Source organism: Paraburkholderia sabiae (genome assembly GCF_030412785.1).
Classification (GTDB): Bacteria; Pseudomonadota; Gammaproteobacteria; order Burkholderiales; family Burkholderiaceae; genus Paraburkholderia; species Paraburkholderia sabiae.
The window spans coordinates 6,330,190-6,349,718 of record NZ_CP125295.1 but is presented as its reverse complement, the minus strand read 5'-3'; the positions used below and the strand labels follow the sequence as shown (position 1 = coordinate 6,349,718).

The following is a 19,529-nucleotide window of genomic DNA, read 5'->3' as shown; positions in this document are numbered from 1 at the left end:
CCACTTACTTGCGAAGCAATGAAACTCGTTATCGGTGACAAAAACTATTCGTCGTGGTCGATGCGGCCGTGGCTCGTGCTCAAGCACTTCGGCATCGCGTTCGAAGAGATCGTGATTCTGCTGTTCGAAGAGCAGTCGAAAGCGTCGATTCTCGCGCATTCGCCTTCGGGCAAAGTGCCGAGCCTGCTGACGGACGACGGCGTCACCGTGTGGGATTCGCTCGCGATCTGCGAGACGCTCGCCGAACGTTTTCCCGAGCACGCGATGTGGCCGCGCGATGCTGTCGCGCGTGGCCGTGCGCGCAGCATCAGCGCCGAGATGCATTCGGGTTTCGGCGATCTGCGCTCGAACATGTGGATGAACATCCGCGCGTCGTTTCCTGGCAAGGGTGCGACGCCCGGCGCGCTCGCCGACATCGCGCGCATCGATGCAATCTGGAGCGAATGTCTCTACACATACGGCGGTCCGTTCCTGTTCGACGACTTCACGATTGCCGACGCGATGTTCGCGCCCGTCGTGATGCGCTTCAACACTTGGCAGCCGAAGCTGTCGGAAACGGCGGCCGCGTACGCGCGCCGTGTGACCGAGCATCCGGCCGTCGCCGCATGGATCAGCGATTCGTTGCGCGAAGGGCACGACATCGCCAAATACGACGTTTGCGAATGAATATCTACGCTGTAGGCGGTGCGATCCGCGACGAACTGCTCGGCATGGCCGTGCAGGATCGCGATTACGTGGTGGTCGGCGCGACGCCCGAGCAGATGATCGCGCAGGGCTTTCGTCCTGTCGGCAAGGACTTTCCCGTTTTCCTGCATCCCGACACGCACGAGGAATACGCGCTCGCGCGTACCGAGCGCAAGACGTCGGCCGGTTATCACGGCTTCCAGTTTTTCTATGCGCCCGATGTGACGCTCGAAGAAGACCTCGCGCGCCGCGATCTGACTGTCAACGCGATGGCGCGTGAAGTCACGCCGGACGGAAAGCTGATCGGACCCGTGATCGATCCGTTCAACGGTCAGGAAGATCTGAAGCATCGCATTTTCCGGCATGTCAGCGACGCGTTTCTGGAAGACCCGGTGCGGATTCTGCGCGTCGCGCGCTTCTCGGCGCGCTTTACCGATTTCACCGTCGCGCCCGACACGCTCGCGCTGATGCAGAAGATGGTCGCAGCGGGTGAAGTGGACGCGCTCGTGCCCGAACGCGTGTGGCAGGAAGTGTCGCGCGGCCTGATGGAGAAGAAGCCGTCGCGGATGTTCGACGTGCTGCGCGACTGCGGCGCGCTCGCGCGGATTCTGCCGGAGATCGACGCGCTGTACGGCGTGCCGCAACGCGCCGACTATCACCCGGAAGTGGACACGGGCGTGCACGTGATGATGGTCGTCGATCACGCTGCCGCGCAGAACTATGCACTGGCCGTTCGCTTCGCGGCGCTCACACACGATCTTGGCAAGGCGACCACGCCCGAAGATGTATTGCCGCGTCACATCGGCCATGAAGGGCGCAGCGTCGATCTGCTCAAGCCGCTGTGCGAACGTCTGCGCGTGCCGAACGAATGCCGCGATCTCGCGGTGCTGGTGGCGCGCGAGCACGGCAATATTCATCGCGTGACGGAGACTAAGGCGGCGGGCATCGTGCGGCTGTTCGAGCGTTGCGACGCGCTGCGCAAGCCCGCGCGTTTCGCCGAAGCGCTTCAGGCCTGCGAAGCCGACGCGCGGGGCCGGCTTGGCTTCGAAGCGAACGCGTATCCGCAGGCGGAGCGTCTGCGTCAGGCGCTCGTCGCGGCGCGCGCCGTCGATGCGGGCGCGATCGCGAAGTCGTACGAAAACAATCCGGCGAAGATCAAGGACGCCGTGCATCGCGAGCGCGTGCGTGCGGTCGCGAAGGCGTTGGGCGAGGCGCCGTCGGAGTCGGAAGACAACTGATTCCGAAGCGAAGACTCAGAGCAGCCGGGCGATCAGCGACAGCAGCATCGACAGCACCAGCGTCGACATGAACGGAAACGGGTATTCCTTTCCGAACAGCCGCAACGTGACGTCGCCCGGCAATCTGCCGATTCCCAGCTTGCGCAGCCACGGCCAGCACGACGACAGCACGGCCACCGCGATGAAGGTAGTCAGCAGCCAGCGGATCATCGTGTCGGCCTCGATTCAGAGCGTGTGCGTGCGGTCGCCGCGCGCGAAGGCATCGAGCGTATCGTCGATACCGCGCGAAAACGCGATCACCTTGAACAGCTCGCCCATCTCCGCTTCCGACAGCAGCTTCTGGACCGCGTTCGCGGCGGGCAGGAAGTTGGGGATGTCGGACGGATCGATGGTGCTCAGCGCATCCGTGATGCCCGCGTTCATCAGAAAGCGCGCCTGCGACGTATAGCCGAGCAGATCCGCGCCCGTGTCGACACCCGCTTCGGCGATGCCCGTGAATTCGACGTGCGCGGTGATGTCCTGCAAGCCCGGATAGAGAAACGGATCGCCGTGCGCGCGATGCCGGTAGTGGCACATCAGCGTGCCCTGCGCGCGTTGCGCGTGGTAGTACTCGTGACGCGGAAAGCCGTAATCGATCAGAAACACCGCGCCGCGCGTCAGCATCGTGCAGACGGTGCGCGTGAAGGCGAGCGCGGCTTCGTGCGTTTCCGTCACGTAATCCTCGTCGCCTTCTATTTCCAGATCGCGCAGAAAAGCGGCATCGTGCGTTGATTGAACAGGGCGGTCTTCGAAGCGCAGCGCGCCGTCCAGCGCCGAAACGCCGCGCTCGTGCCACGTTCCGCCGCTACGCGCGAAGAGCCGCACGGGCATCGCGTCGAGCACTTCGTTGCCGACCACGACCCCTTCGAACTGTTCCGGCAACGCGTCGAGCCAGCGCACGCGGGCGGCGAGCGCGGGCGCATGCGCCTCGATGGTGTCACGCTGACGCTCGCGCAATTCGCCCGACAGATCGACGATCGAGTAGGTGTCGAACGGCGCGTCGAGTTCGAACAGCGCATTGAGCAAGCCGGACGCCAGCTTGCCCGTGCCCGCGCCGAATTCCATCACGTGACGTGTGCCGCTCGCTTCGAGCGCCTGCGCGATGGGCCGCGCGAGCGTTTCGGCAAATAGCGGCGACAGTTCGGGCGCCGTCACGAAGTCGCTTCCGTCCTCGGCGCGACGCCCGAATTTGACCGAGCCGCCGCTGTAATAGCCCAGCCCCGGCGCGTACAACGCGCGCTCCATGTAGCGATCGAACGGCATCCAGCCGCCGTTTGCGTCGATCTCCGCGCGAATCCGCGAAACCAGCGCTTCCGACTGCGCGAGCGCGGTCGGGCCGGGAGCAGGTAAACTATCGGGTTGGTGAGCTTTCGGATTCATCCCCGCATTGTAAATGACCGTCTCGAACGATACTTCCGCCGCCCGCGCCCAGCCTGACCGGCCCGCCCGCACCGTGCTCGTCACGGGCGCCGCGCACCGGATCGGCCGTGGGCTGGCCGTCGGGTTCGCCGCGGCGGGCTGGAACGTGGCAGTGCACTACGGCTCGTCGAAGGAACAGGCCGACGGCGTGGTCGCGGAAATCGCCGCGTTGGGGCGGCGGGCCGTCGCGCTGAAGGCGGACCTGTCCGTCGAGGCGGAAGTCGAGCGGCTCGTGCCCGATTGCACGGCGGCGCTCGGGCGTCCGTCTTGCATCGTGAACAACGCGTCGCTGTTCGACGAGGACACCGCGCTCGACGTCAGCTACACGAAGCTGCTGCACATGACGTCGATCAACCTCGGTGCGCCGCTCGTGCTCGCGCGGATGCTGCACGACGTCACGCCGGAAGAGGCGCGGCACGACGAAGCGCTGCGCACTTCGGTGATCAACGTGCTGGACCAGAAGCTGTACAACATGAACCCGGATTACCTGTCGTACACGCTGTCGAAGGCCGCGCTCGGCACGGCGACCGTCGCGCTCGCACAGGCGCTCGCGCCGAAGGTCCGGGTCGTCGGTCTCGCGCCCGGTCTGACGCTGCAATCCGGCGATCAGACGGCGGCCGCCTTCGAGAGCGCGCACAAGGTGACGCCGCTTGGCCGTGCGTCGCGCGTCGAGGATCTCGTCGCGGCGGCGCTGTATCTCGCGGATGCGCGCGGCGTGACGGGCACGACGCTGGTTGTCGACGGCGGCCAGCATCTCGTGCCGCTGCCACGCGATGTGATGTTTTTGACGGGCGCCGACCGCTAGACGGCGCGCCCAACTGCAACTTACGCAGCAACTTTTGTACTGGAACGAACATGTCCGCCTTGCTTCATCCCCGGCTTGCTGATTGCCGCCGGCTCTTTCTGCGCAACTACGAGGTGCACATCAACATCGGCGTGCATGATTTCGAAAAGCGCGGCGAGCAGCGCGTGGTGATCAATGTCGAACTGTTCGTGCCGCTCGCGCAATCGACGCCCGTCGAAGACAAGCTGCGCGAAGTCGTCGATTACGACTTCATGCGCTCGACGATCGCGAAGCGCGTGAACCAGGGGCATATTCATCTGCAGGAAACGCTCTGCGACGACCTCGCGACCGCGTTGCTCACGCATCCGCAAGTGCGCGCCGTGCTTCTGTCGACGGAAAAGCCCGATGTTTATCCCGACTGCGATGCCGTGGGCGTCGAAGTCTTCCGTATCAAAGAGGACTGAGCGATGAACGCTCCCGAAACCCTGACGGGCCTTGAGGCCGATACCGCGAACGCGCCCGTCGCTGACGCGCCTGTTACCGACGCGCCCGCCACCGAAGCCGAGCGCAAGCGCGCGCACACGCGCCGCGAGCAGAAAGAACAGTACGAGAACAACAAGCTGTTCAAGCGCCTCGCGCGCCAGGTCGGCCAGGCGATCGGCGACTTCAACATGATCGAGGAAGGCGACAAGGTGATGGTGTGCCTGTCGGGCGGCAAGGACAGTTACGCGATGCTCGACGTGCTGATGCGCCTGCGCGAGCGCGCGCCGATCCACTTCGACATCGTCGCCGTGAATCTCGACCAGAAGCAGCCGGGCTTCCCCGAACACGTGCTGCCCGAGTATCTGAGCAAGCTCGACATTCCGTTTCACATCGAGAATCAGGATACGTACAGCATCGTCAAGCGCCTCGTGCCCGAGGGCAAGACCACGTGCTCGCTGTGCTCGCGCTTGCGCCGCGGCATTCTGTACCGCGTGGCGGGCGAACTCGGCGCGACCAAGATCGCGCTCGGCCATCATCGCGACGACATCCTGCAGACGCTGCTGCTGAACCTGTTCTATGGCGGCAAGCTGAAGGGCATGCCGCCCAAGCTGCAATCCGACGACGGCAAGAACGTCGTGATCCGTCCGCTCGCGTACGTGAAGGAGACGGATCTGGAGAAATACGCGGAACTGCGTCAATTCCCGATCATCCCGTGCAATCTGTGCGGCAGCCAGCCGAATCTGAAACGCGCGGAAATGAAGGCGCTGATCCGCGAATGGGACAAGCGTTTCCCGGGCCGCGTCGAGAACATGTTCAATGCGTTGACCAACGTCGTGCCGTCGCATCTGATGGATCACAAGCTGTTTCCGTTCGCGTCGCTGCGCGCAACAGGCGAAGCCGATCCGCAAGGCGATATCGCTTTCGACGAAGAACCGTGTTCCACCGATTCCGCATCGAACGAGACGCAGCGGGGTTCGCAAACGGTTTCCTTCGTCCAGTTCGACGATATCTGACACTTCGCAGTGCCCCGCAAAGCCTTTTAAAACAGGCATTTGCGGGGCGAAATCGAGTTGATGGGCCACGTTGCAGTCACATTCAGCGTGCTAGAATCGCCCACTCCAAACTCGTCAAATACGCCCACGTCATGAACATCGTGATCCTGGCGGCAGGCACCGGCAAGCGCATGCGTTCGGCATTGCCCAAGGTGCTTCATCCCCTGGCCGGTCGGCCGCTTCTCGCTCATGTCATCGATACTGCCCGCACGCTGAATCCGTCGCGACTCGTCGTCGTGGTCGGTCACGGCGCGGAACAGGTACGCACGGCTGTCGCCGCGCCCGATGTGCAATTCGCGGTGCAGGAACAGCAGCTCGGCACGGGCCACGCGGTGCAGCAGGCCTTGCCGCTGCTCGATCCGTCGGCGCCTACGCTCGTGCTGTACGGCGACGTGCCGCTCACGAAGGCCAGCACGCTCAAGCGTCTGACCGACGCGGCGGGCCACGACGGCTACGGCGTGCTGACCGTGACGCTCGACGACCCGACGGGCTACGGCCGCATCGTGCGCGATGCGCAGGACAAGGTCGAGCGCATCGTCGAACAGAAGGACGCGACGCCCGACCAGCTGAAGATCGCCGAGATCAACACGGGCATCGTCGTGATGCCGACGAAGCGTCTGGACGCATGGCTGTCGTCGCTGAAGAACGACAACGCGCAGGGCGAGTTCTATCTCACCGACGTCGTCGAACTGGCGATCGAAGCGGGCATCGAAGTTGTCACCGCGCAGCCGGACGAAGAGTGGGAAACGCTCGGCGTGAACAGCAAGCAGCAGCTCGCCGAACTCGAACGCATTCATCAGCGCAACGTCGCGGACGAACTGCTCGTCGCGGGCGTGACGATCGCCGATCCGGCGCGCATCGACGTGCGCGGCACGCTCGAATGCGGCCGCGACGTGTCGATCGACGTGAACTGCGTGTTCGAAGGCAAGGTGACGCTGGCCGACAACGTGTCGATCGGACCGAACTGCGTGATCCGCAACGCGTCGATCGGCGCGGGCACGCGCATCGATGCGTACACGCATATCGAAGGCGCGCAGATCGGCGCGCAGGCCGTGCTCGGTCCGTACGCGCGTCTGCGCCCCGGCGCGACGCTCGCGGACGAAACGCATATCGGCAACTTCGTCGAAGTGAAGAACGCGGTGCTCGGTCATGGCTCGAAGGCGAATCACCTGTCGTATATCGGCGATTCGGACGTCGGCGCGCGCGTGAACATCGGCGCGGGCACGATCACCTGCAACTATGACGGCGCGAACAAATTCCGCACGGTGATCGAAGACGACGTGTTCGTCGGCTCGGATACGCAACTGGTGGCGCCCGTGCGCGTCGGCCGCGGCGTGACGATCGCGGCGGGCACGACGGTCTGGAAAGATGTCGAAGAAGGCCTGCTGGTGCTCAACGAAAAAAGCCAGATTGGCAAGACGGGCTACGTGCGCCCGACGAAAAAGAAAAGCTGAAGGGAAACGCGCGCGCGTGGCGCGCGCCTCGATCCCTAACTTTGCAAAGGACCATTGAATATGTGCGGCATTGTCGGCGCTGTTGCGCAGCGAAATATTGTTTCCGTTCTGATCGAAGGACTGCGTCGCCTCGAATATCGCGGCTATGACTCATGCGGCGTCGCCGTGCTGGCGAACGGCGAGCCGAAGCGCGCGCGCAGCGTCGCTCGCGTGGCCGATCTCGACGATCAGGTGCGCGAGACGCGCCTCGAAGGCATTACGGGCATCGCGCATACGCGCTGGGCCACGCACGGCGCGCCCGTCACCGACAACGCGCACCCGATCTTCTCGCGCAACGAACTGGCGCTCGTTCACAACGGCATCATCGAGAACTACGAGACGCTGCGCGAGATGCTGCGCGGCAAGGGTTACGAGTTCGTCTCGCAGACCGACACGGAAGTGATCGCGCATCTGATCCATAGCATGTATCGCGGCGACCTGTTCGCGGCTGTGCGCGAAGCGACGGCGCAACTTCACGGCGCGTACGCGATCGCCGTGCTGCACAAGAACCAGCCGAATACGGTGGTCGGCGCGCGTCAGGGCTCGCCGCTCGTCGTCGGTCTGGGCGAAGGCGAGAACTTCCTCGCGTCCGACGCGCTCGCGCTGGCGGGCAGCACCGACCGCTTCATCTTCCTCGAAGAAGGCGACGTCTGCGAACTGACGCTCGAGAAAGTGCGCGTGTTCGATCGCGACGGCAAGCCCGCCGATCGCGAAGTGCGCCAGGTCGCGGCGTACGGCGGCGCGGTCGAACTCGGACCGTATCGTCACTTCATGCAGAAGGAAATCTTCGAGCAGCCGCGCGCGATCACCGACACGATCCCGCAAGCCGACGCATTCGATGCTTCGCTGTTCGGCGAGAACGCGCAGCAAGCGTTTTCCGAAATCGACAACCTGCTGATTCTCGCGTGCGGCACGAGCTACTACTCGGGGCTGACGGCGAAGTACTGGCTCGAATCCGTGGCAAAGATTCCGACGCAGGTCGAAATCGCCAGCGAGTACCGTTATCGCGATTCGGTGCCGAATCCGAAGTCGCTCGTCGTCGTGATTTCGCAATCGGGCGAAACGGCCGATACGCTCGCGGCGCTCAAGCACGCGCAGTCGCTGGGCCACAAGCACACGCTGTCGGTATGCAACGTCGGCACGAGCGCGATGGTGCGTCTCACCGAGCTGTCGTTCCTCACGCACGCGGGCCGCGAAATCGGCGTCGCGTCGACGAAGGCATTTACGACGCAGCTGGTCGCGCTGTTCGTGCTCGCCGCGACGCTCGGCAAGATGCGCGGTCACGTCAGCGCCACGCAGGAAGCGGACTACATCCGCCAGCTGCGGCATCTGCCCGCCGCGCTCAACAGCGTGCTGGCGCTGGAGCCGCAGATCATCGCGTGGTCGGAAGAATTCTCGCGCAAGGAGAACGCGCTGTTCCTCGGTCGCGGTCTGCACTATCCGATTGCACTGGAAGGCGCGCTGAAGCTGAAGGAAATTTCGTACATTCACGCCGAGGCTTATCCGGCGGGCGAACTCAAGCACGGGCCGCTCGCGCTCGTCACGGAAGCGATGCCCGTCGTGACCGTCGCGCCGAACGACGCGCTGCTCGAAAAGCTCAAGTCGAACATTCAGGAGGTGCGCGCGCGTGGCGGTCAGCTGTACGTGTTTGCCGATTCCGACACGAAGATCGTCAACGACGAAGGCCTGCACGTGATCCGCATGCCGGAGCACTACGGTCTGCTGTCGCCGATCCTTCACGTCGTGCCGCTGCAGATGCTCGCGTATCACACGGCGTGTGCGCGCGGTACGGACGTCGACAAGCCGCGCAATCTCGCGAAATCGGTGACGGTGGAGTAAGCGCTTTGCCTGGTATGTTGCTTTTGTAGTGTTTCAAACGCATTCTGGATACGCCGCCGCGCTCGCGGCCGTATCCAGAATCTGCCAGCTTCAAATCCCCTCTGTTTTCCTTTTCCGGCGTCCGCTCAAGGCTTCGTCGCGTAGGCCAGCACGCACGGCATCGGTATGCTGACTTCGCCGTTGCTCGCATACCGCGCGGCGCCGTCGCGCACCGTCTTGCTGATTGCATCCAGCGCCTGCGGCGTTTGCGCGTTCAGAATCGCCGACACCCGCACGCCGCCGCGCATCAACATCTCGAACAGCGCGTCGGGCGAGGGCGCGTGCAGCGTCTGCTCGACTTCCTCCACATGCGGATCGCGAAAGCCCGCCGCCAGTAACACACGCTCGCATTCGGCCCAGTCGCTGAAGCGGAAGAACGGCGGTCCGGGAGGCAGTTGCACGTCCATGCGGCCATGCGTCTCGATGGCCTTCAGGACGATCGAGAAGCCGACGGCCTTATCGGCTGCAGCCCAGACCGTGAAGCCGACCTTGCCGCCCGGCTCGAGCACGCGGAACGCTTCTTCCAGCGCTTTCTCGGGATGCGAGAAGTGCAACATGCCGAAGCTGATGCCGACGGCATCGAAGCCATCGTCGGAAAAGGGCAGGTCTTCCGCGCTGCCGATCCGAAAGGTTAGCGAAGGATAGATGCGCCTGGCCTGATCGACCATCGAATCCGCGAAGTCCACGCCGACGACATCCGCGCCGCGCTGCGCCGCCGCCGCGGCGAGGTAGCCGGGGCCCGACGCGACATCGAGGAAACGCACGCCGCGCCGCACGCACAGCGCATCGAGCAGCGGAGCATGCGACTGGATCGTCAGGTTGCCAAAGTACGCGTGATACGGCTGAGCGACGCGCTCCCAGCCCCGATGTTCGAAGGCGCTGAATTCGTCTTCTTTCATGTCGGTGTTCCTCTCTTGTTGCACGCCCTTTCCGTTATAGGAGCCACGCGTCAGAGGTCAAATCAATCGCCGGGAGTCGATCGCGGCGAAGCGCGCGCGGCAGTCGCCTCGACATCCAGATGTCCACACGATGCTATGGACAACATGGGGATATCGCGGAGGCGTTTGCTGTGGGCAGATTCTGGGTAAACACGCGCCGAGGCCGAATGTGGACAAAGTTATCCAAGCTTCCGGCACGCGCTCCCTCATTTATGCGCAAGGGTATCCATTTGACAATCCGTTGAACGGAAAGCGGATTTGGCCGTTGTCCACAGATGGCGAAGGTGCTTGTTAACTGCTACTACGTATACATATTTATCAATTGAAAAGCAGTGGGTAAAACGCGCGCGCCGCGTACAGACAGATCAGGCGATGAATCTGCCTGCAGGATGAACAGGACCGGCGGGTGACATGCGATGTCGGATTTGCTGCGGACACGAACGCGATGTGTCTGCCGTGAACCAACATTTTCGGCACGCGGATTCGACTGCGGGACGCGGTCTCGCGCGTCGACCTGTCCGTCAGGCCTCGCACCGCAAGCCGTGCGGCCTGGGGATGGCCCACAGGCATACACATTGCTCTTCAGAGGCGCGCCCGCTCAATCAGGCGGACACCACCCGACATACACACCGGAGGCGATCGTGCTGGCTACAAAACCGTGTACTGCGACATGTGTCATCGATGGAATCGCGGTCACGCTGACCTTTTTCCCCGACACCGGCGTTCTGCGCATCACCGACAGCACAGGCAGCCGCCTGAGAGAGACGCGCTGGTCCGCGTCATGGCAGAGCCTCGTCGCGACGTTCCGCGAACTGAGTGAGACGCCCGTCGAAGACCGCGCCGATCCCGATGTGCTGTTCGGCAGCCACTATCGTTCGCATGCGTTGAGCGGCCGCTACGCGAACTGAGCATCGACGCGATACATGCCTTCCACGCGCGTGCGGACAAACGGGCGAACTGGGCCGCGAATCGCCCTCGCTTCCGCCGATTGAATGTGCAGCCTCGCTCCTATACTTCTTTTCATGGAGCGACGGAACAACGAGCCCATCGACGCGGTTCCCCTCTGCGTCGTGCATGACCGCAGGTTGCCAGCAGTCGAAGTAGCCGTAACGGAAGCATGAGCAGTCGTAGTGATCGAAGTGGCAGGTCGCAGTACATGAAGTACATGCAGCACGCGTAGTAGCGGGATCAGCAGTTTGAAGCCGCAGTTTGAAGTTCCAGTCGCAATTGCAGTGGCAGTCGGTTGTCGATGTAGGTTTCGTATTCAGTTTTTGAAGTCGGTTTTCGCAGTCGGTTTTTGAAGTCGCAGTCGATTCTCGAAGCAACAGTAGCTCTCGCAGTAGCAGACGTTTTCGTTTTCGCAATCGCAGTAGCAGTACCGGCAGTAGCAACCGGTTCACCGTTTTTTTGAATGCAGTTGGGGTTAGCAGCAAGGAGTAGGCGCGGGGCCAATCGAAGCAAAACAGACGTTCACCAATAACAGCTTCACGTGATGAGGTAGCAGTCGGCAAGCATCCACGCGCCTGTTCGATATGTCTCATCCACCGAGCCCTGTTCCCCCGCGGAACAGGGCTCTTTTTTTTCTTCCAGCGAGCGAACCTAAGCGCGCTCGACGTCCTGCCATCCACCCGTCGCCATGCTTTTCACCGATGCCGCGACGAACGCGAGTCCTTTCACGCCATCGCTGACACCGGGAAAGAGCGTCGGCCGGTCACCGCCTGGCTTTCCATCGATCCGTGCCGCGACGCGCTGTGCGAACTCCGTATAAAGATTCGCGAACGCTTCCAGATAACCTTCGGGATGACCGATTGCGATGCGCGTCGAACGCTGCGCGCCTTCGCTCGTCGACGGACCGAGGCGGCGCGTGATGATTTCCTCGAACGCATCCTGCCGCCGATGAATCAGCCGGTTCGGTTCCTCCTGATGCCATTCGAGTCCGCCCTTGTCGCCGTGAATGCGGAAGCTCAGTCCGTGTTCCGAACCGGCCGCGGCATTCGTCACCCAGAGCGAGCCGCGTGCGCCGTTCTCGTAGCGCAGCAGCGCGGACACGTAATCGTCGACGGTGCGGCCCGGAATCGCCGAACCGACATCCGAACACAGACTTGCGATGTCGAGCCCCGTGACGAACGCGCCAAGGTGGAACGCGTGCGTGCCGATATCCATCAACACGAGCGAACTGCCGGCGCGGCCCGCTTCCGTGCGCCAGCCGGCGGGCAGATCGTGCGGCGCCAGATAGCTCTGCACGTATTGCAGATGCACCTGGCGAATCTCGCCGAGTTCGCCCGCGCGAACCATGTCGCGCGCCTGACGCACCATCGGAAAGCCGGTGTAGCAATAGGTCACGCAGAACTCGGCGTTGGTCGATTTCACGCGCGCGGCGATTTCGCGGGCCTGCGCGAGATCGTTCGCGAGCGGCTTGTCGCAGATCACGTGAAAGCCCAGATCGAGCGCCTGCATGCAGATCGCGTGATGCGAGTCGTTGGGCGTCATCACCGCGACGGCATCGATGCGATCCGCGCGGGCCGCTTCCGTTTCGAGCATCTGTTGCCACGACGCATACGCACGTTCACCGTCGATGCCGAGATCGAGCGCCGCCTGTCGCGCGCGTTCGGGATTCGACGACAGCGCCGCCGCGACGATGTCGTACTGGCCGTCGAGCCGCGCCGCGATCCGATGCGTTTCGCCGATGATCGAACCCGGTCCGCCGCCGATCAAACCCAGCCGGATGCGCCGGCCGATTGTGCTTATCACCATGTCGTCGTCTCCTTCAGGCTAGTGCGTTGAATTGCGGAATTCGAGGTCGCGCAACGCGGCGGCGAACTGTTCGTCCGACCAGCCTTCACTGAGCGCCGCCGCGAAAAGTTGCTGCTGGCTTGCGGGCGCCAGTCCGCCGACGGGCGGATTGCGGTCGAGGTTCGTCGGGAACGCATAGCCCTCCGCGCACGACGCGAGCACGGCCGCCAGTTGCGCGGCATCGAGCGTGTGTTGCGCATGCATCGCCCGCAGCACGGGGAAGACGGCGTTGCACATCCGCATGCGGTCGAGTGATTCCATCGCGCGTCCATACGCCGACGACACTTGCAGCAGATTTGCCATCCGCTGCACATCGCTCGTTCGATTCGAGCCCGCTGCATGAAAGAGCGCGGGGTTGAAGAACAGGGCGTCGCCTTTTCGCAGCGGCAATTGCGCGTAGTGCGCTTCGAAATACGCGCGGAAGTCGGGTCGCCGCCACGCGACGTAACCTTGCGGATAGCGCTGTGAAAACGGCAGCAGCTTGGTTGGACCGCTTTCGACGGACATGTCGGTGTGCGCGACGGCGCCTTGCAGCGTCAGCAGCGCCGACATCGTGTGCACATGTGCCGGAAAACGCTGCGCTTCATCGACGGTGAGAAAGCCGAGATGGAAATCGCGATGCGCCTGCTGCGCTTCGCCGCCCGGCCGCACGACATTGACCTGCGACGTCATCTGATAGCCGGGTCCGAGCCACGCCTCGGCGGCCGCCATCAGCACGGGATTCGCGAAGTAGCGGACGAACACGTCGGGCGCCGCGAGACACAGCTTTTCTTGCGCGTTCCAGATGCGGTCGTTCGCGCCCGCTTTCGCGAAGTGATCGGCGCCGCCGCCCGACTTGCGCTCATCGCGGATGATCGACTCGAAGATCGCGGTCGCGTCGTCGATGGCGCTTGTATCTTCGTATGCGCGTTGCAGCACGAACACGCCCGCGCCGTCGAGCAGCACGCTCGCCCATTCGGCGAGCAGCTCGGGACGGCGCGACGGATCGGACAGGATGGGCCGCAGCGCGTCGCAATCGTAGATGGGCACGGCTTGCGCGAGATCGGCAGCAAGGCGGGGTTTCGGATGCGTGTCGCGCGACGTTTCGATCAGCGTCGCGAAGTCGTCGACGGAACAGTCCGCTTCGCGAAACCAGGTCTGCGCGCCGTGAACCGGTTGCTGAGCTTTCGGGTTCATCTCGTCTGCCTCCATGTTTGCAAACCAGCTTATCCGCAAATTCCGGCGCTGCGTTACCATCGAAACATCAAAAACACATCAAAAACGGGCGGCGTTGTCGATGGCGCATCCATTTCTGATCAAGGAAATCGCGTTGCAGGCGGGGCTCGGCACGGCGACCGTCGATCGCGTGCTGAACGGCCGCACGCACGTCCGCGAACACACGCGGCGGCGCGTGCAACAGGCGATAAAAGAACTGGAAAAGCAGCAGCTGACGATGGCAACGAGCGGGCGCAAGCTCGTCGTCGATGTGATCGTCGAAGCGCCGCGCCGTTTCGCCGACGAGATCCGCGACGCGCTCGAAGACACCGTGCCGAGCCTGCATCCCGCGATTTTCCGTCCGCGCTTTCTGATGCAGGAAACGATGACGACGGCGCAAGTCGTCGATGCGCTGCACGCGATCGCGCGGCGCGGCTGTCACGGCGTCTTTCTGAAGGCGCAGAACGTGCCCGCGATCACGCAGGCTATCGCCGAGCTCGAGCAGCGCGAGATTCCCGTCGTGACGATGTTCACCGATATTCCTGCTTCAAGGCGCATCGCGTATGCGGGGCTCGACAACCGCGTTGGCGGCGCGACGGCGGCTTATCTGATCGGCCATTGGCTCGGCAAGCGCGCGAGCAACGTACTGGTGACGCGCAGCAACGAGCGCTTTCGTGGCGAAGAGGAACGCGAGGCGAGCTTTCGCGCGACGCTGCGCGAGCGCTATGCGCATCTGACGCCGATCGATGCGAGCGGCGGGCAGGGACTCGATGCGGAAACGGAAGAGCGTGTGCGCAAGGCCGTCGGCGCGGGGCAGAAGATCGCCGCCGTGTATTCGATGGGCGGCGGCAACGCGGCCATTTTGCGCGCGCTGAAGGCGCTGAACCAGCATCCGAAGTGCTTTATCGGACACGATCTGGATCGCGAAAACGTGCAGTTGCTACGCGAGCACGCGATCACCGCGATTCTGCATCACGATCTGCGTCAGGACATGCGGTGTGCGTGCCAGCATGTGATGAGCTTTCACAAGCTGCTGCCGGTGGCGGCAGTGAGCGCGTCATCGTCGGTGATGGTGGTGACGCCGGAAAATATTCCGCACGAGGTGATTGCGCGGTTTTCTGAGCGTGGCTAGTGGCGAGCCGCGCTTACTGAAACGGCGCCGACCACGTGACGGTGCGATTGCGTCCTTCGCGCTTGGCCGAATACAGCGCGCTGTCGGCGCGCGCTAGCGTCGTGTTCAGGTCGTCGCTCAGTTCGACCTTGCACACGCCCGCCGAAAACGAATAGCGGATGGCCTGATCGTCGGCGACCTGCACGCGGCGGCTCATCACCTGGCGGCGCATGCGCTCGACGGCCGACACGCCATGCTCGACCGACGTCGACGGAAACACCACCAGAAATTCTTCGCCGCCGATACGCCCCGCGATGTCCGTTTGCCGCGTCGCGTGACGGCACACTTCGCCGAAATCGCGCAGCACGGCGTCGCCTGCAGCATGACCGTGCGAATCGTTGATCTGCTTGAAATGATCGAGGTCGACGAGTGCGACCGTGAGCGGCGTCTCGGTGCCTGCAGCGGCCGTGATCGCCAGTTCGAGCGACGACATCGAATGACGCCGGTTCGCGAGGCCCGTCAGCACGTCGGTGCGCGCTTCCTGCACGGCGCGTTCGTGTGCGCCGATCCACGCCTGCTCGCTGGAGCGCAACGGCGAAATGTCGGAGCCTGTCAGCACGATCCAGTCGTTTTCGAGCAGCGATTCCGTCATCCAGAACCAGCGACCGTCGATCAGTTCCGTCGCGAAGCTGCGCTGCCCGGCGCCTTCGCGGCGCGCGGCGATCGCGTGGTCGATCACGGCCGACGCGTTGTCGCCTTCGATGCGCGTGCCGCATTGCCCGAGAATGCCTCGCAGCACGAGATCGGCGAACGTGATTTCGCCGCGTTCGCGGTTGAGCCGGAACGCGTGCTTGAACGCGCTGTTCGCAAACATCAGCCGGTCGCTCGCGTCGTAGATCGCGACCAGCTGGGTTCTGCCGTCGAGCGCGCCGAGCAACGCTTCACAGGCGATGTCGTCAGTGCGCAGATCCTGAATCGATTTCATGGCTTATCGGTGCAGATGAGTCTCCGGACCGGCCGTTTGTTGAGGCGCGGCCGCATGTCCCGTCGGTTCGCCGTGCCGCGCAATAAAATCGCCACGGACGTTGCCGTGGCGCGAAGCGTCCCGATGATTCTGACTGCGTGAAGAATCACGGAGAACGTGGAGACAGGATCAAGTCTACGTCCGCAAAACACGGGGCTATCGAATGAATAGTGAGCAAATTTGCCCGCAATTCCAGGCGTCGTTTGCGTTTTGCATAGCCGCCCGGCGTGGCCGGATGCTTACGCTTCGCGGTTTGCCGGATCCGTGTGACCGTGCAGGCTGTCGGGCTGGGTTTGCGGCTGGGTTTGCGTCTGCGTCAGCGTCCAGTCGACCGATTTCACCTGATTGCGGCCAGCCTCTTTGGCCGCGTAAAGCTGCGTGTCGGCGGCGGCGATGAGTTCTGCCGCGTTATGTCCGTCCGCCGGCCGTCCCGTCGCGCAGCCGACGCTCACCGTGACGCACGGCAACGGCTGGATCCGCATCGCCTCGATCACGCGGCGGATTTTTTCGGCGGCATTCGCCGCGGCGGCCGACGCCGTATCCGGCAGCACGACCGCGAATTCCTCGCCGCCGTAGCGCGCGACCACATCGATCGAACGCCGCGCCACCGACGCGATGCAGTCGGCCACGGCCGCCAGCACGTCGTCGCCGGCGGCGTGGCCGTAGGTGTCGTTGAAGCGCTTGAAGTGATCGATGTCGATGAACAGCACCGACAGCAGCGCGCCGTTGCGCCGTGCGCGGCGCCATTCCTCGTCGAGATGGCGGTCGAGCGTGCGGCGGTTGCTGAGCTTCGTGAGGGGATCGGTGGCCGCGAGTTCGGCGAGGCGCGATTGCGCGCGCACCTTGTCGCGCAGCGTGAACGCGAGCGTCCAGCAGACCAGCACGACGACCGCGCCGAGCATGAACGTCAGCCCGCCCGCGACGGCGCTGCGCTTGCGCCACGGCGCGAGCACGTCGTCGACGGCGGGCGCGACGATCACGACGAGCGGCGTGCCGGGCACGTGCGCGTACGAAAAGATGCGCCGCACGTGATCGATGGGCGATTCTCCGATGTACGAGCCCGCCGATCCCGTGTGCAGCATCCGGTACTCGGGAAACTGATCCATATCGATGCCGATGATGTCCTCGACGTAAGGCTTGCGCGCGAGGATCGTGCCGTCGGCGAGCAGAATGAACGCCGTGCCGCCGCGGCCCGTGTTCACCTTGTCGAGCAGCCGTTGCAGATAGGCGATGCGCACGGCGAGCAGCGCGACGCCCGCGAACGATCCGTCGCGCGCGTCGATGCGGCGCGACAACGCGAACGAAAGCTCGTGGTCGCGCAGCCGCGAACGGAACGGATGCGAGACGAACAGGCCCGCATTGGCGCTGCGCTGATGGACGATAAAGTAATCGCGGTCGTCGAACTTCACGCCTTTGTTGATGGGCCCTTCCTGCGTCGCCTTCAGCACGCCGTGTTCGTCGATCACATATGCGCCGCCGAGATACGCGGCCAGTGTCGCGCGATCGAACAGCACGGTGCGGCGCAGTTCGTCGGGCAGGTGCCAGACGGTCGGCTCCTGCGAGCGATGGACGATTTCCTGCAGCGACAGGTCGTAAATCTCGACGTTGCGGGCGAGGTCGCTCGAAATCAGCGAAACCAGATTCGCCGAAGTTTCGCGTGCGTGGTTCAGCGCATCGGTGCGGCCCGAGTACAGCGTGGCGAGTGTCAGGCCCGCCATCGCCGTGGCGATCAGCGTGCCCGCGATGCCCGTCAGAAACGGGCGATTGCCGACCGCTTGCGACACGGCCGCGCCCCGCTTTCGCGCGATATGGCGAAACCGTTGACGCAGCACCAGAAGCGGATTCAACACGAGCGTGCTCTCCGTCGTGATCGGGCCGTGAATGTGCGGTGAATGTACCTCGCATGTGCCACGCATGTGCCACGCATGTTGCCACCAGGCTAGCAGGCTCGCGAAGCGCGCGGCCAAACGCAGGTTCGCGATGTACAGTGATAGCCCATTCGATCGATACAAACAACGACATGACGACTGGTTTCGCCCGACGCGTGGTTTCCTGGTCCAGCAGCATGAACAATCTCGCGGGCGCGGAACGAAGCCCGCGGCGCGCGCAACACGGTTCGACTGCGCACGCTACGGACACCGATGCCGCCGGTTCGCCGCGGCGCGGGCCGACGCTCTGGCTGGCCGTGAGCCTGTCGATGGGCAGCGCGATCGCGCTGGGACTCGCGCGCTTTTCCTACGCACTGCTGTTGCCGCCGATGAAGGCCGACCTCGGCTGGAGCTTCGCGCAATCGGGCGCGATGAATACGGCCAATGCGCTCGGCTATCTGCTCGGCGCGCTCGCGTTTCCGCGCCTGTCCCGTCGATGGTCGGCGGGTGTGCTGTTCGTGGCGGGATGCGTCGCGACGGCGTTGCTGATGGCCATGACAGGCATGCTCTCCGATACCAACGCGCTGTTCGCGCAGCGCGTCGCGACGGGCATCGCGAGCGCCTTTATTTTCGTGAGCGGCGGCGTTCTCGCGGCGCGGCTCGCGACGTCGCATCCGCGCGATGCCGGGCTCGTTCTTGGTCTGTACTACGGCGGCACAGGGTGGGGCATCGTCGCGTCAGCGCTGCTCGTGCCGCTCTCGCTCGCTTCCTTGTCCGCCGTGCAGCGCGCGCATGGCTGGCAACTCGCGTGGTTCGCGCTCGCGGCAGCGTGCGTCGCGTTGTCGTTGATCGCGGGCAGGGCGGCGCGGCGTATCGACAGCCAGCATGTGCTGCGTAAGGACGCGGCGGGCGCCGCATCGACGAACGAGCGCGCCGCGCCGATGCTGCGTTATGCATTTGCGCTCGCCGGTTATGGATTGTTCGGCGTCGGCTATATCGGCTACATGACGTTCATCGTCGCGCTGCTGCGCAATGACGGCATGAGCGAAGGCGTCGTCACGGGCTTTTATCTGCTGCTGGGCGTCGCGACGATCGTGTCGGCGCGCATCTGGTCGAAGCTGCTCGACCGCATGCGCGGCGGCCAGGCGCTCGCCCTGCTCAATGCGTTGCTCGCGCTCGCGACGCTGATGCCCGCGATCGTCACGCATCCTGTGATCGCGTTCGCGTCGGGCTTGCTGTTCGGCGCGACGTTTCTGTCGGCCGTGGCATCGACGACGGCGTTCGTGCGACACAATCTGCCCGCTGCGCACTGGGGACGCGGCATCAGCGCGTTCACGATCGTGTTCGCGTTCGGACAGATCGTCGGACCGACGGTGATCGGCTGGGTGTCCGACGGCGTGGGCCTCGAGCGCGGGCTGATCTATTCGGCATGCGTACTGGCGGCGGGCGCGGCGCTTGCGGGAATACAGAAAGCATTGAACGCAACGCGCCCTTCGGTGAACTGACGTTTTTTAGCCAAAGCGCCGCACAA

17 protein-coding genes are annotated in these 19,529 nt (G+C 64.0%); 10 read left to right on the top strand and 7 right to left on the bottom strand.

What is annotated here, in order from left to right:
- Positions 1-18 precede the first annotated feature (18 nt).
- Positions 19-666, top strand: a complete 648-nt coding sequence (locus QEN71_RS28625) for a glutathione S-transferase family protein (RefSeq protein WP_201648947.1) — start codon at positions 19-21, stop codon at positions 664-666.
- Entirely contained in the window at positions 663-1,922 is a 1,260-nt protein-coding gene (locus QEN71_RS28620; protein WP_201648948.1) for a multifunctional CCA addition/repair protein, read from the top strand. Before QEN71_RS28625 ends, QEN71_RS28620 begins: the two co-directional genes overlap by 4 nt.
- 15 nt (positions 1,923-1,937) lie before the next feature.
- On the opposite strand, the gene QEN71_RS28615 is transcribed toward QEN71_RS28620, so the two are convergent.
- Both QEN71_RS28615 and QEN71_RS28610 read right to left on the bottom strand, forming a co-directional pair.
- Positions 1,938-2,132, bottom strand: coding sequence for a DUF2905 domain-containing protein (locus QEN71_RS28615; RefSeq protein WP_012402247.1), 195 nt, complete (start codon positions 2,130-2,132; stop codon positions 1,938-1,940).
- Between the two features lie 15 nt (positions 2,133-2,147).
- Positions 2,148-3,341: a class I SAM-dependent methyltransferase gene (locus QEN71_RS28610; protein ID WP_201648949.1), complete on the bottom strand. Its 1,194-nt coding sequence runs from the start codon at positions 3,339-3,341 to the stop codon at positions 2,148-2,150.
- Positions 3,342-3,354: 13 nt separating this feature from the next.
- Here QEN71_RS28610 and QEN71_RS28605 point away from each other — a divergent pair, with 13 nt between their 5' ends.
- The 5 genes from QEN71_RS28605 to glmS all read left to right on the top strand — a co-directional run bounded on the left by QEN71_RS28605 (position 3,355) and on the right by glmS (position 9,031).
- A complete protein-coding gene (locus tag QEN71_RS28605) occupies positions 3,355-4,185 on the top strand; it encodes an SDR family oxidoreductase (RefSeq protein WP_201648950.1) in 831 nt (276 codons plus the stop codon).
- A gap of 50 nt (positions 4,186-4,235) precedes the next feature.
- On the top strand, positions 4,236-4,628 hold the full coding sequence (locus QEN71_RS28600) for a dihydroneopterin aldolase (protein ID WP_201648951.1): 393 nt from the start codon (positions 4,236-4,238) through the stop codon (positions 4,626-4,628).
- Between the two features lie 3 nt (positions 4,629-4,631).
- Entirely contained in the window at positions 4,632-5,660 is a 1,029-nt protein-coding gene (gene ttcA, locus QEN71_RS28595; protein WP_201648952.1) for a tRNA 2-thiocytidine(32) synthetase TtcA, read from the top strand.
- 131 nt (positions 5,661-5,791) lie between these two features.
- A complete protein-coding gene (gene glmU, locus QEN71_RS28590) occupies positions 5,792-7,153 on the top strand; it encodes a bifunctional UDP-N-acetylglucosamine diphosphorylase/glucosamine-1-phosphate N-acetyltransferase GlmU (protein ID WP_201648953.1) in 1,362 nt (453 codons plus the stop codon).
- Between the two features lie 60 nt (positions 7,154-7,213).
- On the top strand, positions 7,214-9,031 hold the full coding sequence (gene glmS, locus QEN71_RS28585) for a glutamine--fructose-6-phosphate transaminase (isomerizing) (RefSeq protein WP_201648954.1): 1,818 nt from the start codon (positions 7,214-7,216) through the stop codon (positions 9,029-9,031).
- 125 nt (positions 9,032-9,156) lie between these two features.
- Here glmS and QEN71_RS28580 read toward each other — a convergent pair whose 3' ends face one another.
- On the bottom strand, positions 9,157-9,969 hold the full coding sequence (locus QEN71_RS28580; protein ID WP_201648955.1) for a class I SAM-dependent methyltransferase: 813 nt from the start codon (positions 9,967-9,969) through the stop codon (positions 9,157-9,159).
- A 680-nt stretch (positions 9,970-10,649) separates the two neighbouring features.
- On the opposite strand from QEN71_RS28580, the gene QEN71_RS28575 reads away from it, so the two are divergent.
- A complete protein-coding gene (locus tag QEN71_RS28575) occupies positions 10,650-10,916 on the top strand; it encodes a hypothetical protein (protein ID WP_201648956.1) in 267 nt (88 codons plus the stop codon).
- A 691-nt stretch (positions 10,917-11,607) separates the two neighbouring features.
- Here the strand turns inward: QEN71_RS28575 and QEN71_RS28570 are convergent.
- Both QEN71_RS28570 and QEN71_RS28565 read right to left on the bottom strand, forming a co-directional pair.
- Entirely contained in the window at positions 11,608-12,762 is a 1,155-nt protein-coding gene (locus QEN71_RS28570) for a Gfo/Idh/MocA family protein (RefSeq protein WP_201648957.1), read from the bottom strand.
- Between the two features lie 18 nt (positions 12,763-12,780).
- Positions 12,781-13,977, bottom strand: coding sequence for a phytanoyl-CoA dioxygenase family protein (locus QEN71_RS28565; protein WP_201648958.1), 1,197 nt, complete (start codon positions 13,975-13,977; stop codon positions 12,781-12,783).
- A gap of 100 nt (positions 13,978-14,077) precedes the next feature.
- Between QEN71_RS28565 and QEN71_RS28560 the strand changes: the two genes are divergently transcribed.
- Positions 14,078-15,127: a LacI family DNA-binding transcriptional regulator gene (locus QEN71_RS28560; protein WP_201648959.1), complete on the top strand. Its 1,050-nt coding sequence runs from the start codon at positions 14,078-14,080 to the stop codon at positions 15,125-15,127.
- Between the two features lie 13 nt (positions 15,128-15,140).
- On the opposite strand, the gene QEN71_RS28555 is transcribed toward QEN71_RS28560, so the two are convergent.
- Both QEN71_RS28555 and QEN71_RS28550 read right to left on the bottom strand, forming a co-directional pair.
- Positions 15,141-16,091 (bottom strand): GGDEF domain-containing protein, encoded by a 951-nt coding sequence (locus QEN71_RS28555; protein ID WP_201648960.1) that lies wholly within the window; start codon positions 16,089-16,091, stop codon positions 15,141-15,143.
- 278 nt (positions 16,092-16,369) lie between these two features.
- Positions 16,370-17,980, bottom strand: a complete 1,611-nt coding sequence (locus QEN71_RS28550; protein ID WP_233471717.1) for a diguanylate cyclase — start codon at positions 17,978-17,980, stop codon at positions 16,370-16,372.
- Between the two features lie 347 nt (positions 17,981-18,327).
- On the opposite strand from QEN71_RS28550, the gene QEN71_RS28545 reads away from it, so the two are divergent.
- Positions 18,328-19,503, top strand: coding sequence for a YbfB/YjiJ family MFS transporter (locus QEN71_RS28545; protein ID WP_201649008.1), 1,176 nt, complete (start codon positions 18,328-18,330; stop codon positions 19,501-19,503).
- Positions 19,504-19,529 lie beyond the last annotated feature (26 nt).

Excerpts from the sequence above, each read along its gene's own strand:
- QEN71_RS28625 (WP_201648947.1), top strand. The coding sequence starts at position 19 with ATGAAACTCGTTATCGGTGACAAAAACTATTCGTCGTGGTCGATGCGG.
- QEN71_RS28620 (WP_201648948.1), top strand. The coding sequence starts at position 663 with ATGAATATCTACGCTGTAGGCGGTGCGATCCGCGACGAACTGCTCGGC.
- QEN71_RS28615 (WP_012402247.1), bottom strand. The coding sequence starts at position 2,132 with ATGATCCGCTGGCTGCTGACTACCTTCATCGCGGTGGCCGTGCTGTCG.
- QEN71_RS28610 (WP_201648949.1), bottom strand. The coding sequence starts at position 3,341 with ATGAATCCGAAAGCTCACCAACCCGATAGTTTACCTGCTCCCGGCCCG.
- QEN71_RS28605 (WP_201648950.1), top strand. The coding sequence starts at position 3,355 with ATGACCGTCTCGAACGATACTTCCGCCGCCCGCGCCCAGCCTGACCGG.
- QEN71_RS28600 (WP_201648951.1), top strand. The coding sequence starts at position 4,236 with ATGTCCGCCTTGCTTCATCCCCGGCTTGCTGATTGCCGCCGGCTCTTT.
- ttcA (WP_201648952.1), top strand. The coding sequence starts at position 4,632 with ATGAACGCTCCCGAAACCCTGACGGGCCTTGAGGCCGATACCGCGAAC.
- glmU (WP_201648953.1), top strand. The coding sequence starts at position 5,792 with ATGAACATCGTGATCCTGGCGGCAGGCACCGGCAAGCGCATGCGTTCG.
- glmS (WP_201648954.1), top strand. The coding sequence starts at position 7,214 with ATGTGCGGCATTGTCGGCGCTGTTGCGCAGCGAAATATTGTTTCCGTT.
- QEN71_RS28580 (WP_201648955.1), bottom strand. The coding sequence starts at position 9,969 with ATGAAAGAAGACGAATTCAGCGCCTTCGAACATCGGGGCTGGGAGCGC.
- QEN71_RS28570 (WP_201648957.1), bottom strand. The coding sequence starts at position 12,762 with ATGGTGATAAGCACAATCGGCCGGCGCATCCGGCTGGGTTTGATCGGC.
- QEN71_RS28565 (WP_201648958.1), bottom strand. The coding sequence starts at position 13,977 with ATGAACCCGAAAGCTCAGCAACCGGTTCACGGCGCGCAGACCTGGTTT.
- QEN71_RS28560 (WP_201648959.1), top strand. The coding sequence starts at position 14,078 with ATGGCGCATCCATTTCTGATCAAGGAAATCGCGTTGCAGGCGGGGCTC.
- QEN71_RS28555 (WP_201648960.1), bottom strand. The coding sequence starts at position 16,091 with ATGAAATCGATTCAGGATCTGCGCACTGACGACATCGCCTGTGAAGCG.
- QEN71_RS28545 (WP_201649008.1), top strand. The coding sequence starts at position 18,328 with ATGGGCAGCGCGATCGCGCTGGGACTCGCGCGCTTTTCCTACGCACTG.